At 60.4% G+C, this 18,261-nt stretch carries 12 protein-coding genes, 1 rRNA gene and 2 pseudogenes (1 of these 15 running past the window's edge); 9 read left to right on the forward strand and 6 right to left on the reverse strand.

All coding sequences use genetic code 11. The features are described 5' to 3' along the window. Positions 1–1,404: ribosomal RNA gene (locus V1286_RS30005) — 16S ribosomal RNA — on the reverse strand (it extends 87 nt beyond the left edge of the window). A gap of 842 nt (positions 1,405–2,246) precedes the next feature. On the opposite strand from V1286_RS30005, the gene V1286_RS30010 reads away from it, so the two are divergent. Then, positions 2,247–4,316: a M23 family metallopeptidase gene (locus tag V1286_RS30010; RefSeq protein ID WP_334485757.1), complete on the forward strand. Its 2,070-nt coding sequence runs from the start codon at positions 2,247–2,249 to the stop codon at positions 4,314–4,316. A gap of 152 nt (positions 4,317–4,468) precedes the next feature. Further along, positions 4,469–6,094: a Vgb family protein gene (locus V1286_RS30015; RefSeq protein WP_334485759.1), complete on the forward strand. Its 1,626-nt coding sequence runs from the start codon at positions 4,469–4,471 to the stop codon at positions 6,092–6,094. A 23-nt stretch (positions 6,095–6,117) separates the two neighbouring features. Here V1286_RS30015 and V1286_RS30020 read toward each other — a convergent pair whose 3' ends face one another. Continuing rightward, on the reverse strand, positions 6,118–6,528 hold the full coding sequence (locus V1286_RS30020; protein WP_334485761.1) for a hypothetical protein: 411 nt from the start codon (positions 6,526–6,528) through the stop codon (positions 6,118–6,120). A gap of 168 nt (positions 6,529–6,696) precedes the next feature. Between V1286_RS30020 and V1286_RS30025 the strand changes: the two genes are divergently transcribed. After that, the gene (locus V1286_RS30025; RefSeq protein WP_334485762.1) at positions 6,697–7,056 is read left to right on the forward strand and encodes an SPW repeat protein; all 360 of its coding nucleotides are present in this window, start codon (positions 6,697–6,699) and stop codon (positions 7,054–7,056) included. Positions 7,057–7,249: 193 nt separating this feature from the next. Beyond that, on the forward strand, positions 7,250–7,540 hold the full coding sequence (locus tag V1286_RS30030) for a hypothetical protein (RefSeq protein WP_417021194.1): 291 nt from the start codon (positions 7,250–7,252) through the stop codon (positions 7,538–7,540). A gap of 145 nt (positions 7,541–7,685) precedes the next feature. On the opposite strand, the gene V1286_RS30035 is transcribed toward V1286_RS30030, so the two are convergent. Both V1286_RS30035 and V1286_RS30040 read right to left on the reverse strand, forming a co-directional pair. Next, positions 7,686–9,482, reverse strand: coding sequence for a D-Ala-D-Ala carboxypeptidase family metallohydrolase (locus V1286_RS30035; RefSeq protein ID WP_334485764.1), 1,797 nt, complete (start codon positions 9,480–9,482; stop codon positions 7,686–7,688). A gap of 20 nt (positions 9,483–9,502) precedes the next feature. Then, positions 9,503–10,630, reverse strand: coding sequence for a hypothetical protein (locus V1286_RS30040; protein WP_334485766.1), 1,128 nt, complete (start codon positions 10,628–10,630; stop codon positions 9,503–9,505). Between the two features lie 43 nt (positions 10,631–10,673). On the opposite strand from V1286_RS30040, the gene V1286_RS30045 reads away from it, so the two are divergent. Continuing rightward, a complete protein-coding gene (locus tag V1286_RS30045; RefSeq protein ID WP_334485768.1) occupies positions 10,674–10,877 on the forward strand; it encodes a hypothetical protein in 204 nt (67 codons plus the stop codon). A gap of 238 nt (positions 10,878–11,115) precedes the next feature. Here the strand turns inward: V1286_RS30045 and V1286_RS30050 are convergent, their stop codons facing one another. After that, positions 11,116–11,940 (reverse strand): AfsR/SARP family transcriptional regulator, encoded by an 825-nt coding sequence (locus V1286_RS30050; RefSeq protein WP_334485770.1) that lies wholly within the window; start codon positions 11,938–11,940, stop codon positions 11,116–11,118. A gap of 468 nt (positions 11,941–12,408) precedes the next feature. On the opposite strand from V1286_RS30050, the gene V1286_RS30055 reads away from it, so the two are divergent. Then, positions 12,409–12,693, forward strand: a complete 285-nt coding sequence (locus V1286_RS30055; RefSeq protein WP_334485772.1) for a hypothetical protein — start codon at positions 12,409–12,411, stop codon at positions 12,691–12,693. Between the two features lie 66 nt (positions 12,694–12,759). Here the strand turns inward: V1286_RS30055 and clpB are convergent, their stop codons facing one another. Next, complete coding sequence (gene clpB / locus V1286_RS30060) at positions 12,760–15,396, reverse strand: ATP-dependent chaperone ClpB (RefSeq protein ID WP_334485774.1); 2,637 nt, start codon at positions 15,394–15,396, stop codon at positions 12,760–12,762. 222 nt (positions 15,397–15,618) lie between these two features. Here clpB and V1286_RS30065 point away from each other — a divergent pair, with 222 nt between their 5' ends. The 3 genes and pseudogenes from V1286_RS30065 to V1286_RS30075 all read left to right on the forward strand — a co-directional run. Then, positions 15,619–16,407, forward strand: coding sequence for an MOSC domain-containing protein (locus tag V1286_RS30065; RefSeq protein ID WP_334485776.1), 789 nt, complete (start codon positions 15,619–15,621; stop codon positions 16,405–16,407). A 995-nt stretch (positions 16,408–17,402) separates the two neighbouring features. Further along, positions 17,403–17,561: pseudogene (locus tag V1286_RS30070) on the forward strand (glyoxalase superfamily protein); the annotation flags it as partial. A 51-nt stretch (positions 17,562–17,612) separates the two neighbouring features. Next, positions 17,613–17,732: pseudogene (locus V1286_RS30075) on the forward strand (ClpX C4-type zinc finger protein); the annotation flags it as partial. Positions 17,733–18,261 lie beyond the last annotated feature (529 nt).

The raw sequence follows: 18,261 nt of genomic DNA on the forward strand, positions 1-18,261 counted from the left end.
CCCTTGCGGGTTAGCGCACCGTCTTCAGGTAAAACCAACTCCCATGGTGTGACGGGCGGTGTGTACAAGGCCCGGGAACGTATTCACCGTGGCGTGCTGATCCACGATTACTAGCGATTCCAACTTCATGGGCTCGAGTTGCAGAGCCCAATCCGAACTGAGACGGCTTTTTGAGATTTGCGAAGGGTCGCCCCTTAGCATCCCATTGTCACCGCCATTGTAGCACGTGTGTAGCCCAGCCCGTAAGGGCCATGAGGACTTGACGTCATCCCCACCTTCCTCGCGGCTTATCACCGGCAGTCTCCTTAGAGTGCTCAACTAAATGGTAGCAACTAAGGACGGGGGTTGCGCTCGTTGCGGGACTTAACCCAACATCTCACGACACGAGCTGACGACAGCCATGCAGCACCTGTCTCCGGTCCAGCCGAACTGAAGAACTCCATCTCTGAAGTCCGCGACCGGGATGTCAAGGGCTGGTAAGGTTCTGCGCGTTGCGTCGAATTAAACCACATGCTCCACCGCTTGTGCGGGCCCCCGTCAATTCCTTTGAGTTTTAATCTTGCGACCGTACTCCCCAGGCGGAATGCTTAAAGCGTTAGCTGCGCCACTAGTGAGTAAACCCACTAACGGCTGGCATTCATCGTTTACGGCGTGGACTACCAGGGTATCTAATCCTGTTTGCTCCCCACGCTTTCGTGCCTCAGCGTCAGTATCGGGCCAGTGAGCCGCCTTCGCCACTGGTGTTCTTGCGAATATCTACGAATTTCACCTCTACACTCGCAGTTCCACTCACCTCTCCCGAACTCAAGATCTTCAGTATCAAAGGCAGTTCTGGAGTTGAGCTCCAGGATTTCACCCCTGACTTAAAGACCCGCCTACGCACCCTTTACGCCCAGTGATTCCGAGCAACGCTAGCCCCCTTCGTATTACCGCGGCTGCTGGCACGAAGTTAGCCGGGGCTTATTCTTGCGGTACCGTCATTATCTTCCCGCACAAAAGAGCTTTACAACCCTAGGGCCTTCATCACTCACGCGGCATGGCTGGATCAGGCTTGCGCCCATTGTCCAATATTCCCCACTGCTGCCTCCCGTAGGAGTTTGGGCCGTGTCTCAGTCCCAATGTGGCTGATCATCCTCTCAGACCAGCTACTGATCGTCGCCTTGGTGAGCCATTACCTCACCAACTAGCTAATCAGACGCGGGCCGATCTTTCGGCGATAAATCTTTCCCCGTAAGGGCTTATCCGGTATTAGCACAAGTTTCCCTGTGTTGTTCCGAACCAAAAGGTACGTTCCCACGCGTTACTCACCCGTCTGCCGCTGACGTATTGCTACGCCCGCTCGACTTGCATGTGTTAAGCCTGCCGCCAGCGTTCGCTCTGAGCCAGGATCAAACTCTCAAGTTGGACTTGAAACTTTAAACCGGCTGATCACAACGTTTGACGAGGTCCCACCATATTTATCGCCTGCGATTCACATCGCGGACGACGATGGTGTAACCTATGTAAACGTGTACCGCCGAAGTCTTTCGTCCAGCCTCGAAAGATGAAAACCGAAGTTTTCAAGTATTCGAGACTACGCAAGGACTCCGCCGTCCACGTTTCTCTTTCTTCATCTTCACTTGTCAAACAGCCCGGGATCGCTGGGATCCCATCCTTCCACTTCTGGAAGGTTCCCGCAGACCTCATCCGACGACAAATAACAACCGACTGTTATCGGCTGTTGAGTCACTCATCGTAATGAGGAGCTTACGGGGCGCGAATAGATGCGTTGGCCTCGGGGGCCAATGCATCGCCGCGCTCAGTGGCCGGGTTATAGGCCCGCCCGATCGGGGTTGTCAACGGCCATCGTCAACAAATTGTCGCATCACGTCGAAGAAATTTGCGACGCCAAGAAGTCCCTATATTTGGGGGCTTTGGCCGCACTAGAGCCACAATCCTGCGACGTTCTGACTATAAGGTATGCATTGAATCACCGGATGCCAGTGGGGGCTGCCGGTGGTCATCTACCCGGGACAGGCAATTTCGATGAACCCGTTGCCTTTCCCATGCGGCCGAGCAACTTCGAGAGATCTGCACAACCGTTGACGTTCGAGACTCTGGCCGGTCTTCTTCTGGCCTCTGATTCACGAATCAATATGCGTGCGGCACGCCATGCTCCGGACTAGCGCCCTTTAAAGGGCGAAAACGTGGGGTCGGATCGGGCGAGGGTCTTGTCGGATGTGGTTGGAATTTGGGGGGATACAGGGTTGAGCCAGAGGGCGCCACGCGGGAGCGGCTATGGACGCGAGACCGGGATCATCGATCTCGGTCACGAGCCGCCGCTTTCCGTCGATGGCTCCGAGGCCGCGGTGATCGATCGCCGCCGTGTCTCCGTACAATGGTTTAGCGGGACTATCCTGACCGGTCTGTGCGGCGCGGCTCTCATCGGCGGCGCCGTTTTTGCGTCCCTCGATGGCGAAATGACCTTTGCCAAGGTTCCCGAGCGGGTTGAGGGCGCGCTGCGCGGGGCGTTCGGCGCCAACGATCGCACCGCCACCCTGCACAAGAGCGACCGCCTGCCGCCTCCCGGCGAATCCAGCGCCTCGCGCAATGTGATGCGGGTATCGACCGTCACCCGCGTCGGCAACCGCGACGTGATGCGGGTGCGGCCGTTCGTCCGCATCTCCGGCAATCTGTCGATGACGACGAGCGATCTCAGCTCAAAAATCCCGCCGTTCAACGCCCAGCGCATGCTGACCGATGTCGGCACCACGACACAGGCCGCTTCCGAGGATCCGAACAATCCCGAGGCCGTCGAACCCGACGCCGAGGTTTCCTTCGTTACCAAGGATCTCGCAACGGTGCTGCCGAAGGCGAAACTCGCCGCCGTGGTCGCGCTCGACGAAGTCCTGATGCGGGTACGGGATGCCGCGAACTGGCGCGGCTCGGGCGGCGTCCGCTACACGTCGCTTGCCAATGCCTCAGCCGACGCCAGCGGCGTGCAGTCCGATCTCAAGCTCGCCTACGCCACCGAAGGCAACGTCTCCGATCCCTATGCCGGCTTTGAAACCCGCGTGGTGCCGGAAAACGTCACGTTGCTGCCGAAGACCAAGGACCAGATCACCGGCGGCAATCCGTCCGGCGAACGCGTTCACGTCGTGAAGAAGGGCGACACGATCGCTTCGATCCTGCGCGATCTGGGCGCGACACCCGACGAAGCCAGGGCGGTTGCGTTGACCCTTGGCCCCCGCGGCCGCGACGGTGGCCTGAAGGAAGGCCAGAAGGTCCGCATCCTGATGGTGCCCTCGGGGCTCGGCCCCGCCGCCCGGCTGCAGCCCTATCGCGTGATCGTCGCCAACGACACCACCGTCGAAGCCGTGGCCGCCCTGTCGGACGTCGGCAAATACGTCGCCGTCGACGTGCAGAGCATGAATACCGTCGCCGAGACCGCCACCGGCAAGGATGACGACGACGACGATGAGGATGACGGCAGCGGCGTCCGGCTCTACCAGAGCATCTACGAGACCGCCCTGCGCAACAAGGTGCCGGCCGCCGTGATCGAGGACATGGTCCGGATTTATTCCTACGACGTCGACTTCCAGCGCAAGGTGCAGCCGGGCGACTCCTTCGACGTATTCTTCGCCGGCGACGACGAAGGCACACCCACCACCGAAAAGACGGAAGTGCTGTTCGCTTCGCTCACCGTCGGCGGCGAGACCAAGAAATACTATCGGTTCCAGACGCCCGACGATTCCGTCGTCGACTTTTACGACGAGACCGGCAAGAGCGCGAAGAAGTTCCTGGTGCGCAAACCCGTCAACAACGCGATCATGCGTTCGGGCTTCGGCGGCCGCCGCCATCCGATCCTCGGCTATACCAAGATGCACACCGGCGTGGACTGGGCGACCCCCTACGGCACGCCGATTTTCGCCTCCGGCAACGGCGTGGTCGAAAAGGTCGGCTGGGAAGGCGGCTACGGCAAATATGTCCGCCTGAAACACAACAACGGCTACGAGACCGCCTATGGTCACATGTCGGCGTTCGCCAAGGGCATGGAGCCCGGTAAGCGCGTGCGCCAGGGCCAGGTGATCGGCTTCGTCGGATCGACGGGCATGTCGACCGGCGCCCATGTCCACTACGAAATCCTGGTCAACGGCCGCTTCGTCGATCCGATGCGCGTCAAGCTGCCCCGAGGCCGCTCGCTCGAAGGCGCGATGATGGCGAACTTCGAAAAAGAGCGCGACCGCCTCGATGTGCAGATGAACAACCGCGGCAGCGCGGCCCGCGTTTCCGAAGCAGCCGGTGCCGCGCAGCAGACGCGTCAGATCAGCCGCTGAGCCTTCGATAAAATCTTGAAAATCGGATGGGGCTTCTCACGCCCCGTGTCGGATTTATGGCAGCGGCACAGCGCTTTTTGCGACAGTTTCGTTTGCCAAACGGCCAGCCGCGACAAATACTGCCTCCCATAAAAACACTGGGAGGACGCGTCATGACGAGCAGGCTTGCGCTTTGGGCGACTGTTGCGGCGATCGTTGCAGGCACCACGGCCGGCGCCTCGGCGCAGACCTATGAGGTCACCAAGCTCGTTCCCGGCTCGGCGTTTCATGGCGTCCACGGGCTCGGGATCGACAAGTCCGGCCGCCTGTTCGCCGGCAGCGTCGCAGGCGCCGCGCTCTATGAGGTCGATCGCAACAACGGCACGGCGAAGATTGCGGTCCCCTCCCCGGAAGGCATGTCCGACGACATCGCGTTTGCGCCCGACGGCACCATGGCGTGGACGGCCTTCCTCACCGGCGATCTCTATTCGCGCAAGGGCGACGCCCCGGTCAAGAAACTCGCCTCCAGCCTGCCCGGCATCAACTCGCTCGCCTTCCGCAAGGATGGACGGCTGTACGCGACCCAGGTTTTCCTCGGCGATGCGCTCTATGAGATCGACGTCGAAGGCGTAAAACCGCCGCGCAAGATCATGGAAAAGATGGGCGGCCTCAACGGCTTCGAATTCGGGCCGGACGACATGCTGTACGGCCCGCTGTGGTTCAAGGGCCAGATCGCCAAGGTCGACGTCGACAAGGCCGAACTAAGCGTGGTCGCCGACGGCTTCAAGATTCCGGCCGCGGTCAATTTCGATTCCAAGGGCAATCTCTTTGTGGTCGACACCGCGCTCGGCCAGTTGGTGCGGGTCGATCCGAAGACCGGCGCCAAGAAAATGATAGCCCAGCTCAAGCCCTCGCTCGACAATCTCGCGATCGACGACAAGGATCGCATCTTCGTCTCCAACATGGCCGATAACGGCATTCAGGAGGTCGATCCGGAAACCGGCGCTGCCAAACAGGTGATCATTGGCAATCTGGCGCTGCCCGGCGGCATCGGTGTGGTCTCCGATGGGGGCAAGGACACGATCTACGTCGCCGACGTCTTCGCCTACCGCACCGTGGATGGCGCGACCGGCGAAGTCTCCGAACCCGCCCGCATGCATGCCGACGGCGTGACGCTGGAATATCCGATGAGCGCGACCGCCAAAGGCGACGACGTGCTGCTGTCAAGCTGGTTCACCGGCACGGTGCAACTGATCGACCGCAAGACCGGCAAAACCAAGGCGATGCTGCACGACTTCAAGGCGCCGCACGACGCGGTCAAGCTTGGCGACGGCAGCATTCTCGTCAACGAACTTGGCAGCAAATCGCTGGTCCGCGCCAGCGGCGAGCACGGCAAGAACCGCACCGTGGTGCTTGGCAACCTCGAAGGGCCGGTCGGGCTCGCTGCCGGATCGGGCGGCGCGGTCTATCTGACCGAAGCCTTTGCCGGCCAGGTGTCGAAGGTGGAAGCCAACGGCGAGAAAGCCGTGATCGCCAAGGATCTGAAGGGGCCTGAAGGCATCGCGCTGGCGCCCGACGGCAAGCTGATCGTCGCCGAAGTCGGCGCCAAGCGGATCATTCAGATCGACCCGGCCAGCGGAGCCGTCACAGAAATCGCCGCCAACCTGCCGATCGGATTGCCGGCCGCACCTGGAGGACTGCCGAGCAACATTCCGACCGGCGTGGGCGTTGGGGCAACGGGGGTGATCTACTTCTCGTCGGATATCGAGAACGCGATTTACAAGGTGGTGAGGAAGTAGCCGCGCTAACGGGCCGCAGCCGTCTAGCGAGCGCCGTTGGCGCAGATTAGAAAGACGATTCCCAGCGCCGTAAGACCGAATGCCACGGCCGCAAGCGGCAGCAGCATGTCGATGGCGGCCTGCGTGCCACGAAGCCGGCCGCCCCAGACCACGAAGTCGCCCCTTCTCCAATCGCGCAGTGAAATGCTGTTCGGATTCCGCTCGTTGGGCATCCGGTGCCTGCTCCAGACCAGGGACAGCGACCAAGGCAGCATCACGGCGACCAGCAGCAGGACACTCACCATCGCGAGCGGAAGCCCGATGTCACTTTGGCGGTCGAACAAGATCCAGGCCGCGGCGGCGAACCAAACGACAAGACCGACCGCGGTGCCGTAAATGCCCGGGGGAAACTGATCGAACACGGGTGCGTCGCGGGTAACGAGTTCCCTGGTCATGAAAGCGCCTCCTGCCTCGGGATCGGGAAAATTTCCACCGGAGCACGCCCCTGCTCAGGCACCAACCGACAGTGGCCACTCCAGTTTCATCAAATTTTCCGCCCGCAACGGAACCGGAACGGGGTTATCCGGTTGATTTGCATAGAAAAACCTCCAATGGAGGCTGTCATGGAGAACTGGACGAACGCAAAATTCTGTGACGTCGCGAACCTGGTCCTTGGTGCGATTCTTCTGTTATCGCCCTGGATATTTGGGTTCGACGCCGGAAAGGTCTCTGCGAATGCTAATATTACCGGTCTCGTTATCGCGGTCCTTGCGGTGGCGGCACTGGCGGCATACGCGGTCTGGGAGGAGTGGTTGAACCTCGTCGTCGGACTTTGGGCGCTGGTTTCGCCCTGGGTCCTGGGCTTCCAGGGAACCACCGCGATGACCGTGCATGTGGTGATCGGCGCGGCCGTGGCGATCCTGGCGGCGATCGAACTCTGGATGATGTCCCAGATCCCGCCTCGGCTGACGACAGGCCGCTGAGGCCAAACTTTTTGGATAAGCCGGCCCGGCGTTGGACAAGTCTGCCCGGCGCCGGGTTGGTGAATGAACTCGAACGGTGCGGCGACAGTGGTTTGTGCGTCACCGCTCCGGAATTCAATATTGCACCTGTTGCTACCGATCCCGGTCCGACCGTAAAGGCGATGACGGCCCGCACACGAACTGGTTCATCGGTATGGTGCAACTGAGCGGCAAGACGGAGGAGATGCTGAGCGGCTTCAAGGCGCCGCACGACGCGGTCAAGCTCGGCAACGGCAGCTCGGCAGCAAATCGCTGGTCCGCGCCAGCGGCGAGCACGGCAAGGACCGCACCGTGGTGGTTCACGGCCTCGAAGGACCGGTCGGCCTCGCCGCCGGAGCGGGGCGCGGTCTATCGTATCGATCGACCCGGCCAGCGGAGCCGTCAGCGAGATCGCCGCCAACCTGCCGATCGGATTGCCGGCCGCACCTGGAGGACTGCCGAGTAACATTCCGACCGGCGTGGGCGTTGGGGCAACGGGGGTGATCTACTTCTCGTCGGATATAGAGAACGCGATTTACAAGGTCACGAAGAAGTAGGGGGTCACGAAGAAGTAGGGGCGAGGCAACGAAGCGCGCACCGCAAATGCGCTCTTATCCCGTCCAATCCCTGTTCACCCCCCTTGTGTCGCAATGCACGAACGAATTGTAGACACCAATACCTCCAGAGAACACACCCCTACTCCTGTATTCTCTCAGCTTTCCGGCCCAAACGCTGGGCCGGCCGACATCACAGACGAAGTCAATGGCCTGGTAGCGCATATGAAAACTATTTGTGGCTGACCCGTCGATGCATCGATTGTACGCGGGCGCGCGATAAAGGCTAAGAAAATGCATCGGCGCCCCGAGTTCTTCGCGTAACTTATCAAGTACCGCTACGGTTGGTGCGATATTGCGCCAAAGGATTTCTGGCGGGTAGTCGTTTAACCCCTTGCAAGATCCTGCCCCGTTTTGGTTTCCGAGGAACAAGAGTTCGTCAGCAACAAAGTGCCGCAATCCCAGAGTGGCCACGAAGTCGACGAACTTGGTGTAGAGCGCCCAGCCCGCGTGCGGGCTCACCACGGCAGCCGCGGTGCCCTCCGGCACGACTGGAATTACAGTCGGACCGGTCATGCTGGCCGCTTCTCCAGCCTCATCGTCCGGCGCAAATATTACTTCGTGTGCTGCAGAGACGCCTGCTCCCAGAATCTGGATAATTGACGATGTCGAGGCGAGTTGTTGAGCGCTCACCTTCGTTCCCGTAAGACCCCAGTCAGAAAGCTGATATTCCGAGCCGTGAACAACACCACGCCCGGTTGCGTAAGTCATTTTTCGCGAGAGCACATCCTTTCGAAACCTTGGTGAGCTTCCGTCTGCAATCACTGTCGCAAAGGCTTCGCGCAGAGGTTCACCGCCCGCGATCGACGAAGCTACGTTTTTCAGGCTATTCCGTTCGCTCTGACTGACGGAGTTTTGCACCGCAATGTCGAACCAAAGCGCAGCGTCCTGATCCACTACGGATTTGCCCGTCATGAAGTCCACGATATGCTGCTGCGCGGCCTTCCAATAGATGGTGTAGGCTCGCTCCAATTGTGCTCGCCGTACCTCTGGAAATTGTCCAATTCGCCGAAACGCGTCCTTCCAGGGTTTGGCAACTTCCATTTTTGATGCGCCAAGAGAAATTCCATCAGCCCAATTTAGTTGCGCGCTTTTGGAAGATTCCAGAATAGACATAAGCTCGGGATGGAGCGCACCGAAGGTCGTCGCGACGATGCCTGGACGAAGCGCCTCTATCGCCGACAATATCCGTCGAATCTCGCCGTTGACGAGCGTGAAGCCGATTAGACCGAAGGTAATTCCGGCGCCGTCAAAATTGCCGACGACGCGATCAAATCCAGTGCCCTCAAAATCCGCAACCACGTTGACGCAAACATCGAATAGCGAGGGCGGCGGCAGTCCCGTTAACTTCTGCCATTGCTCCGCATCAATAGAATTGCTCTGAGGTAGACCCTGCCCGTTCTGCCAGCGACGCAATGCGTCGCACGTAATTTTTCCGAAATCACCGTCCGGCTCCATCGCCTGTCCCGCTTTGATAAGGGCCAGTTGGAGAGCCATCACGATGGGTCCGTTGGGCCGGCGAAACGACCCCGAGGCAAGACGAAGAATTGCACCATCGATGCCAATCGGTGGCGTAGTCGCACCCGTGGGCAATTGACCGGTAGTACCTCCCGGAGTACCGGAACCACCATCTTGACCGAGAACGGGTACAGGTACCTTTTCGACTTCCAATGTAAAAAGGCCGTTCGGCTGCTTTATCTTTTTAACCACCCGAAATTGGGGCTGCCTCGCAAGATCAGATAGGATGTCCGGAAGCTCGTTTTCCGGGATGTCAGGCATAGTGAACATAGCCATCCTTGCCCTCCCCTTGTGGGTTACGGAATTCCGAGCTCCCGAACCATCTTCTGCTGGAGTTCGCGATTGGGAGATCGCAGAAAAAACGCGATCGGCATGTCAACGTTGTTCTTGCTCAACCAAGCTTCTACTGCTGCCTGATTCTTCGAATTGGCATTCGAAAATTTCCGAATTCTGGTTGTGATGTCAGTCAACGGCGTAAAAGCGACGCGTGTCGTCGCCGTACTGACCGTACCGGCATCGATCATCGGGCGGGCCGCGGATTGCTGCAGGGCCACCGTTCCACCGCGTTCGAACAGTTTCACTGTCGTGTTGATCTGGGTCTCGATCGTCATCGGCATGCAGAGCCGCAGATATTGACGAAGCGCGTAAATGGCTGCTGGCCTGTTATCGATAAGTTTCGGAAGAGCTTCTCGATACTGTTGTTGCCGCGTCAAAACGACCGTTTGCACCGTAGATTTCTCGACTTCGAAAAGGAAACGGTTGTTGAAATTGGTGAACGAATGGGCGGCCAGACCAAAAGCTGCGCCTACAACGGCAATGGCTTTGGTAGGATCCGCGGCCGTGGCGCCGAGGATCAAGAGAGTTGCCGCTTCCGTGTCCAGAATTTGCTGATGTATCGGGCCAACCGAACGGCGTCTATTGTCGAGCCAAGTGAGATAGCCGTCACATCGACGGTCGATGTCGTTCAGGCCCGCCTGAACGAAAACCTGCCAATTTCGAGAGACTGCCGGCTCAAGACAATAGAGGATATCGCCGCTCTGCTCATATGAAAGACCTGCCTGTTGGCAGATATACCCAACATATATTTCCTGAAGACGCGCCTGATTTACGATTTCCGGAGTATAAAGCTCAGTTCCGACGCCCTCCCTCGTATAGCGCCCATCAAGGGTGTCGCATCCACCCACAAGCAGCGCCAACGCAACGCAGCCCGCAACAATACCCGCACGCATCGCACGCTCCCACATCTCCCGCACAAATCCCTTGCAATTCGTGAGCGAGAGTGCGGCGGCAAAAGCAAAAAAAACTGCCGTGTGGCGCATGATGGCAATCGGCCCATCGTGACAAGCACGAGCGAAGTCGCGGCCCCGCCGGGCTTTCGCTCGCGGCGGTTGGCCTTTACTGGTTGGGTGATCGGCTACGCGCACGCAATATCTCTCAATGCTCAGGTTTTGACGGTTCAATGTCCAAATGCTTCTGCCCCTCATGCTCGCCAGCGGCTGCATTCAAATTGGAGGCGACAATCGCAAAGGCGCGCTGCACATCGTCGACCACGTCGCGCCGGCGGGTGTTGATGTTGCGGACCAGGACCCGCCAACGCGCGTCTTCGCTGGCATCGGCGCTTTCACGCCAGAAGCGCAGAATGAAAACCTGATCGAGCAGTGGTCGCTGTGAGTCCATGCGCCGACGGTCGCATGGCCTGAACTCGGGACAATCCTGCGATCGTTCGGGAGTTGTCGTCGTCCGCTCACGGCCGGTCCACGATCCGCTGCCCGGCGGATCGGCTGCGGATCACGGCAAGGTCACGGCGTGCCCTGGAAAGCCGCGGGTTTCGCCCTGCCCGGACTTGGTCGACGGTGTGAGTGCGGAGTTTGGTGGGTAAAGCTGCCGTCCGAGGCCGGGCGGCTGGCGCTCAAATTGCAAAAATCTGCTTTTCGTCCCGACCGATCAGGCGCGCGCGCAGGCGCTGAGCGTTTTCGGCATTATGCAGGTTCCTGATCTCTTCGATGATCGCACGTGTCGCCGGAAGCGGCGAAATGCCGAGCTCCTTCCGGATCAGGCCGATCCAATGATCGTAGTACCTGATGGCATCGATTCGTCTTTCGTCGAGCGCGAGCAGGGTCAGGAGATGCCGAACCAGCTCTTCACGATAGGGATCGAAGCGCAGCGAATGACGGGCGAGCTGGATCGCGTCGTGGTAGTAACCACAAAGCCCGAGATGACGAACCATGATCATGGCCGACTGGATGAAAAGGGAGTGAAGCCGCTCGCGTTCTTCCAGGATCCATTCGGCATCTTCGCCGTCCAGAAATGGCCCCTCGTACCGATACAAAACCGCGAGAACCTCCTTCATTCTCGATGGTTCCGGCTGGGCCTCGAGCCCGCTGAGCGTGCTCCGTGCGGCGTGAAGCAACGCCCAAGTGTCAACGTCCAGCCACGGTGTCTTCTCAAGAATGGTCTCGGGGCCAACGGTCCTCAAACCGTGGCCGTCCTGGTATTCGGGAGACGACGCAAGCAGCTTCCGCAGCCGCCAGACCGCAGAGTTCATGGCTCGGCGCCCCCTCTCGGTATCCAGCTCCGGCCAAAACAAGTCGATAAGCCGCTCGCGGCGATGCGGACGATCCGGAAACGTGAAGAGGAATCCAGCCAATCGCCGCCCGGCTGGACCGAGATCCGACCAAATCTGTTCGCTACTACGGGTAACTCGACTGGCGCCGAACAAACTAACGCTCAACACGGCCGTCCCTCCCCGCGCGAACACGACTAAAGAGCACACCTAAAAATGTCGTCCTGGCTTTCAGCCATTCCAGTTCAAAATTGCAGCCTCAATTTAAAATTGTCGATTCTCAAAAAGCGCGCGAAGTCCAAGGCTTCCCCAACAGTCCAAACCAACGCCGGCTCCTACGATACCCACGCCACGCATCGCACGCCCCCCGTCAGGGATTGTGGGGACCCGGCATGAAGTTGTTCAAGGAGAATCTCACAGCCCTTACGAGATGACGCGATACGTGCGTCTTTTCAACAACACCCTCTTTTCGTGCAAGGGCCCGACATTCCGTGACGTCGCGGTATCAGGAGGTGCTTTGTGCGGGCGTGAGCGCGTTCGTTTTTTCTTCCCACCGCCCCAATTTTCATCGGCGGCCGGGGAACTGAATGGGAGTGGACTGTTTGATTTTGATCGGCGAGCCCTCGATGGAGGAATGTCATGGCAAGCCTGTCGGGATCAGAGCGCATTACCCGGGACGACGTCATCAAGGCGATCGGCTCCGCCGACGACGTGACCATCGCCCAAATGATCGCGACCGGTGCGACGGTTGAGGAGCTGGCTGAGGCCCAAGCATGGCTCGCGAATGACGAGCCGATGATGAATGCAGGCCGGCCGCTGGCGACGGGGCGGGTTCGCGAGCTCGTCGATATTCTCTCCGAGCTTGAGCCTGACGATGATGACGACCCCGGGCCTTCCACCGGACCTTCCATCACGCAAGGCTGAGATGCCCCGGCGCGCGTCGCGCGTCGGAGCATCTCATTTAGGTCAGGCCGACTTACACTTCTAGCGTCAGTTCAGCTTACGCTTCGACACCGGCGCTTCGAACTGCGCGATCTCGGCGGTCTGCGGCGCGTGGCCGTTGAAGGTCAGCACGTTGCCTTCGCTCGAGATCACGACGCGGTCGCCGTCGGCGATCTCGCCGGCGAGGATCATCTCAGCCAGCGGATCCTGCAGGTTGCGCTGGATCACCCGCTTTAGCGGCCTTGCGCCATAGGCGGGGTCCCAGCCCTTGGCGGCCAGCCAGTCGCGCGCCGCGGCATCGAGCGTCAGCGTGATCTTGCGATCCTCCAGTAGCTTCTGCAGGCGGGCGAACTGGATCTCGACGATCCGGCCCATCTCGCTCTTCTGCAGGCGGTGGAACAGGATGATCTCGTCGACACGGTTGAGGAATTCGGGCCGGAAATGCGCCCGCACCATGCCCATCACCTGCTCGCGCACAGCCATCGTATCCTCGCCCTCCGGCTGGTTGACCAAAAACTCCGAACCGAGGTTCGAGGTCATGATGATCAGCGTGTTGCGGAAGTCGACGGTGCGGCCCTGGCCATCGGTCAGGCGACCGTCGTCGAGCACCTGCAGCAGCACGTTGAAGACGTCGGGGTGCGCCTTTTCGATCTCGTCGAACAAGACGACCTGATAGGGCCTGCGCCGCACCGCTTCGGTGAGCGCCCCGCCCTCGTCATAGCCGACATAGCCGGGAGGCGCGCCGATCAGGCGCGAGACCGAGTGCTTCTCCATGTATTCCGACATGTCGAGGCGGACCATCGCGGTCTCGTCGTTGAACAGGTACTCCGCCAGCGCCTTTGTCAGCTCGGTCTTGCCGACGCCGGTGGGCCCTAAGAACATGAACGAGCCCATCGGGCGGTTCGGATCCTGCAGGCCAGCGCGCGAACGGCGCACGGCGGTCGCCACCGCACGCACGGCTTCGGCCTGGCCGACCACGCGCTTGCCGAGTGAACCCTCCATCTTCAGGAGCTTGTCCTTTTCGCCTTCCAGCATCTTGTCGACGGGAACACCGGTCCAGCGCGACACCACCTGCGCGATGTGGTTGGCGGTCACCGCCTCTTCCATCATCTCGCCGGCATCTTCTTCTTCGATGTCTGCTAGCTTCTTTTCCAGTTCCGGAATCTTGCCATAGGCGAGCTCGCCCGCGCGCTGGAATTCACCGCGGCGTTGCGCGTTCGCCAGTTCGATGCGCAAGGCGTCGAGCTCGCTCTTCAGCTTCTGCGCGTCGGAGAGCTTGTTCTTCTCCGCGCTCCAGCGCGCCGTCAGCGCCGCCGATTTGTCCTCGAGATCGGCCAGTTCCTTTTCCAGCGCCTGCAGGCGGCTCTTGGAGCCGATATCGGTTTCCTTCTTCAGCGCCTCCTGCTCGATCTTCAGCCGGATGATTTCCCGGTCCATCAGATCGAGTTCTTCCGGCTTGGAATCGACCTGCATCTTCAGCCGCGCCGAAGCCTCATCCATCAGGTCGATCGCTTTGTCGGGCAGGAAACGGTCGGTGATGTAGCGGTTTGACAGCGTGGTCGCGGCAACCAGCGCGGAATCGGCGATGCGAACGCCGTGGTGCTGCTCATACTTGTCCTTCAGCCCGCGCAGGATCGAGATGGTATCCTCGACCGTCGGCTCGGAAACGAACACCGGCTGGAACCGGCGCGCCAGCGCCGCGTCCTTTTCGACATGCTTGCGGTATTCGTCGAGCGTGGTGGCGCCGATGCAATGCAGTTCGCCGCGCGCCAATGCGGGCTTCAACAGGTTGGACGCATCCATCGCGCCATCGGCCTTGCCGGCGCCGACCAGCGTATGCATCTCGTCGATGAACAGGACGATCGAGCCTTCGGCCGTGGTGACTTCCTGCAGCACGGCCTTCAGCCGCTCCTCGAACTCGCCGCGGTATTTGGCGCCCGCAATCAGCGCTCCCATGTCGAGCGAGAGCAGCTTCTTGTCCTTCAGGCTTTCCGGCACGTCGCCGTTGAGGATGCGCAGCGCCAGGCCCTCGACGATGGCGGTCTTGCCGACGCCGGGCTCGCCGATCAGCACGGGATTGTTCTTGGTACGGCGGGAGAGCACCTGGATGGTGCGGCGGATTTCCTCGTCGCGGCCGATCACGGGATCGAGCTTGCCGTCGCGCGCGGCCTGCGTCAGGTCGCGGGCATATTTCTTCAGCGCGTCATAGGCATTTTCGGCCGTCGCGCTATCGGCGGTCCGGCCCTTGCGCAGCGCTTCGATCGCCGAATTGAGGTTTTGGGGTGTGACGCCGCCCTTGCCGAGAATCGCACCGGCCTCGCTGCCCTTCTCGAGCGTCAGGCCCAGCAGCAGCCGTTCGACCGTGACAAAGCCGTCGCCGGCCTTCTCGGCGGCCTTTTCCGCCGCACCGAAGGCGCGCGCCATATCGGGCGCAAGATAGATCTGTCCGGCGCCGCTTCCCGAGACTTTCGGCAGCTTCTTCAGCGCATCCTCGGTCGCCTTGAGGATCGCGCGGGAGTTACCGCCGGCGCGGTCGATCAGACCGCTAGCCAGCCCCTCACTATCATCAAGCAGTACTTTGAGCATATGCAGCGACGAGAACTGCTGATGTCCGTCGCGCACCGCCAGCGATTGCGCAGACTGGACGAAGCCGCGCGCCCGCTCGGTGTATTTTTCAATATTCATGTCGTTTACTTCCCTCGGCCTGCCGTCCCCACCCCTGAGGCATGATTACGGCATCTTCATTGGGGTATCCGCGAACCGCATTGACATTTCTCAACCGGCCGCGGTTCGTCGCCCGCTTTTCAGGCTTGACGCAAATGTGGGCATCATGGCGCAAAACGGAAGAGGCCCGGTCACAAATTCGGGAGCGGTGGCGCACGACAACGGAATCCCTTAATAAGCGGCATGCCTGCCACAGCCCCGCCTGCCCGGATCACCGGAATCTATCGCTACCCCGTCAAGGGCCTGACCCCCGAACAGCTTACCCGCGCCGAGCTCAGCCCCGGTCAGACGCTTCTGGCCGACCGCCGCTACGCGATCGAAAATGGTCCCTCCGGCTTCGATCCGGCCGAGCCGAAATGGTTGCCGAAACCGCACTTCCTGATGCTGATGCGGGACGAATGGCTGGCCGGCCTGCGCACCCAGTTCGACGATGCGAGCAACGTCCTCTCGATTAACCACAACGGCCGGATCGTGGCCCAAGGCAATCTGGCAACGCCGGAGGGCCGGCGGACAATCGAGAACTTCTTCGCCACCGCCTATGCCGGCCAGATCAAGGGTCCGCCAAAGGTGCTCGAAAGCCCGGGACACAGCTTTTCGGATCTCGCCCGCAAGGTCGTCTCCATCATCAATCTCGCCAGCGTCCGCGCCATCGAGAACATGGTGGGTGCGCCGGTCCATCCGCTTCGCTTCCGCGCCAATCTCTATGTCGAGGGCTGGCCGGCCTGGCACGAATTCGACCTCCTCGACCAAACGCTGGCGATCGGCGACGTGAGACTCAAGGTGGTGAAGCGCATCGTCCGCTGCGCCGCCGTCAATGTCGATCCGGATACGGCCCAGCGCGACCTCGCCATCCCCCAGGCGCTGCAGCGCAGGCTCTCTCACGCCGATTGCGGGATCTATGCCGAGGTGATCACGGGCGGCACGATCAGCGACGGCGAGGTGATCGCGGCGGAACAGCCGGAATTGTTGTAGTTCGACTCCCGGACCTATTCACGTCATTGCGAGCGAAGCGAAGCAATCCATTCTTCCTTTTTGTGGCGCCATGGATTGCTTCGCTTCGCTCGCACTGACGGCTGGATACAGTCTCGCGTTCTCGCGGCGCGACTTGCGCCCGAGGTTTGCCTGAACCTTTTCCCTCCTGAGAGGGAGCAGGGAATGCCGGGTGCTTGCTGCACCCGCGGTCTCGTGTGCAATGGGCACAAGGAAGTGCGCACACGAGCATACAGGTACAGCCGGAGCACGCCGGCATTCCCTGCGCAATGGGTTGACGGCTTATGCCGCGCTCTCCCTGGAGACGAATTCGTCTTGCCTCCATCGCTGCCGGCTTGATGGCTCAATCGATCCGGTTGGATCAAATTCGCCACCGGCAGCTTGGCACCAGCCACGGGTGTCGGGACCACACGGTTTTGCCGTACGCATCAGCGCCGTACGTCCTGCGCGCCGGATTTCGCTCACAAGATAACTTGCCCTGCGATTCCATCTGCGCGCCGGCGCCATCGCGTCCACCGCATCCCATCCCGCGTTCGTGACGATCGCGATACGCCCCTCTTGTCGAGACGGGACAGCGCGGAAATAGCCACTGATTTGGGGCGACGGGGAAGCGAATTATTTTTGCCAAGGAAACTGGACGACCCAAATCAGATTGAAACTGTTCAGCAAATTAGATTTTGCGCGCAGCGGGTTTTTGGGCGATCGCATGCAGGAGCGAAGCGGAATGCAGCCGACTTACCCGACGGGCGACTCTTTATTGGGATTAAAAGCTCGTAGGTCCTCGGCGTCGCCCCCCGATCATTTTGAGTTGACAACGCGCGTTGCCGCGCCATCATCATGACCGGGTCGATACACCCGCCGCCTGCGCCCTACGGGGATGGTGAACGTATCAATCTATCTCCGCGCCCTCGCCATTGGCGAACGGGTCGGCAAGGCAGGCACCGATCTCCTCCGTTCGTCGATAGAGAGGTGCCCTCATGCGCGATTTCCGCGATGCGAAAGTCATGGCGCATTCCCTGCGCGATGCCTTGAAGGCCAAGGCTATGGAGATCACCCATAGCGAATCCCTGGAGCTGATCGCGAAGACGTTCGGCTACGACAACTGGAACATCCTGTCCGCCAGGATCGATACGGCGCAACCGCGTGCCGGTTCGACGGCCGGGCACCAGGGCCCAACGCCGCAAGCGGTGCTCTATTGTTCTTTCTGCGGCAAGAACCAGCATGAAGTGAACAAGCTGGTTTCCGGCCCGGCCGTGTTTATTTGCGACGAATGCATCGATGTGTGCAGCGACATCATCGACGAGCAACTGCTCCGGCTTATCGAAGGCGATGAGGAGAGTGCCCGGGCGATGTCCACCGAGCGGCTGTCGCATTATGTCGAACACGCGAGGAAGGGAGAGCAACGCCATCGTCTCGCCTTGCAGCGTATCGAGCGAATGCTTGCACTTCGACGCAGCGCGGCACCGGTGGATGATGACATCTTGACGTCGTCCGGCATCATTCATTTGAAGAACAAGACGATTGACGAACTTCTGGCCAATCAGAAATTTCCGCAAGACCAACTGAAGCGGTACGAACAGGCCCTGCGCACGGCAACGCCCGTGCTTGATGAACGGAAGCAATGATCCGTTCAGGAGAGCCATTGCCAAGTCCCGGCCAAGTCCGGACTACGGTGCTCTCCGGGAGCACGCGTCTGGAATTGGCCCCTGCAGACCTGAGCGGGCAGCCCGACGACGTCTTCCTTCGGGACAGAAACGGGCGGTCCGCCTCAGCGAGCCGACTGCACTTTTGAGCGCGAACGGAACCTCGATACGGATCAACCGGAGTTGTGACTAC

The sequence above is a fragment of the Bradyrhizobium algeriense genome, from assembly GCF_036924595.1.
Classification (GTDB): domain Bacteria; phylum Pseudomonadota; class Alphaproteobacteria; order Rhizobiales; family Xanthobacteraceae; genus Bradyrhizobium; species Bradyrhizobium algeriense.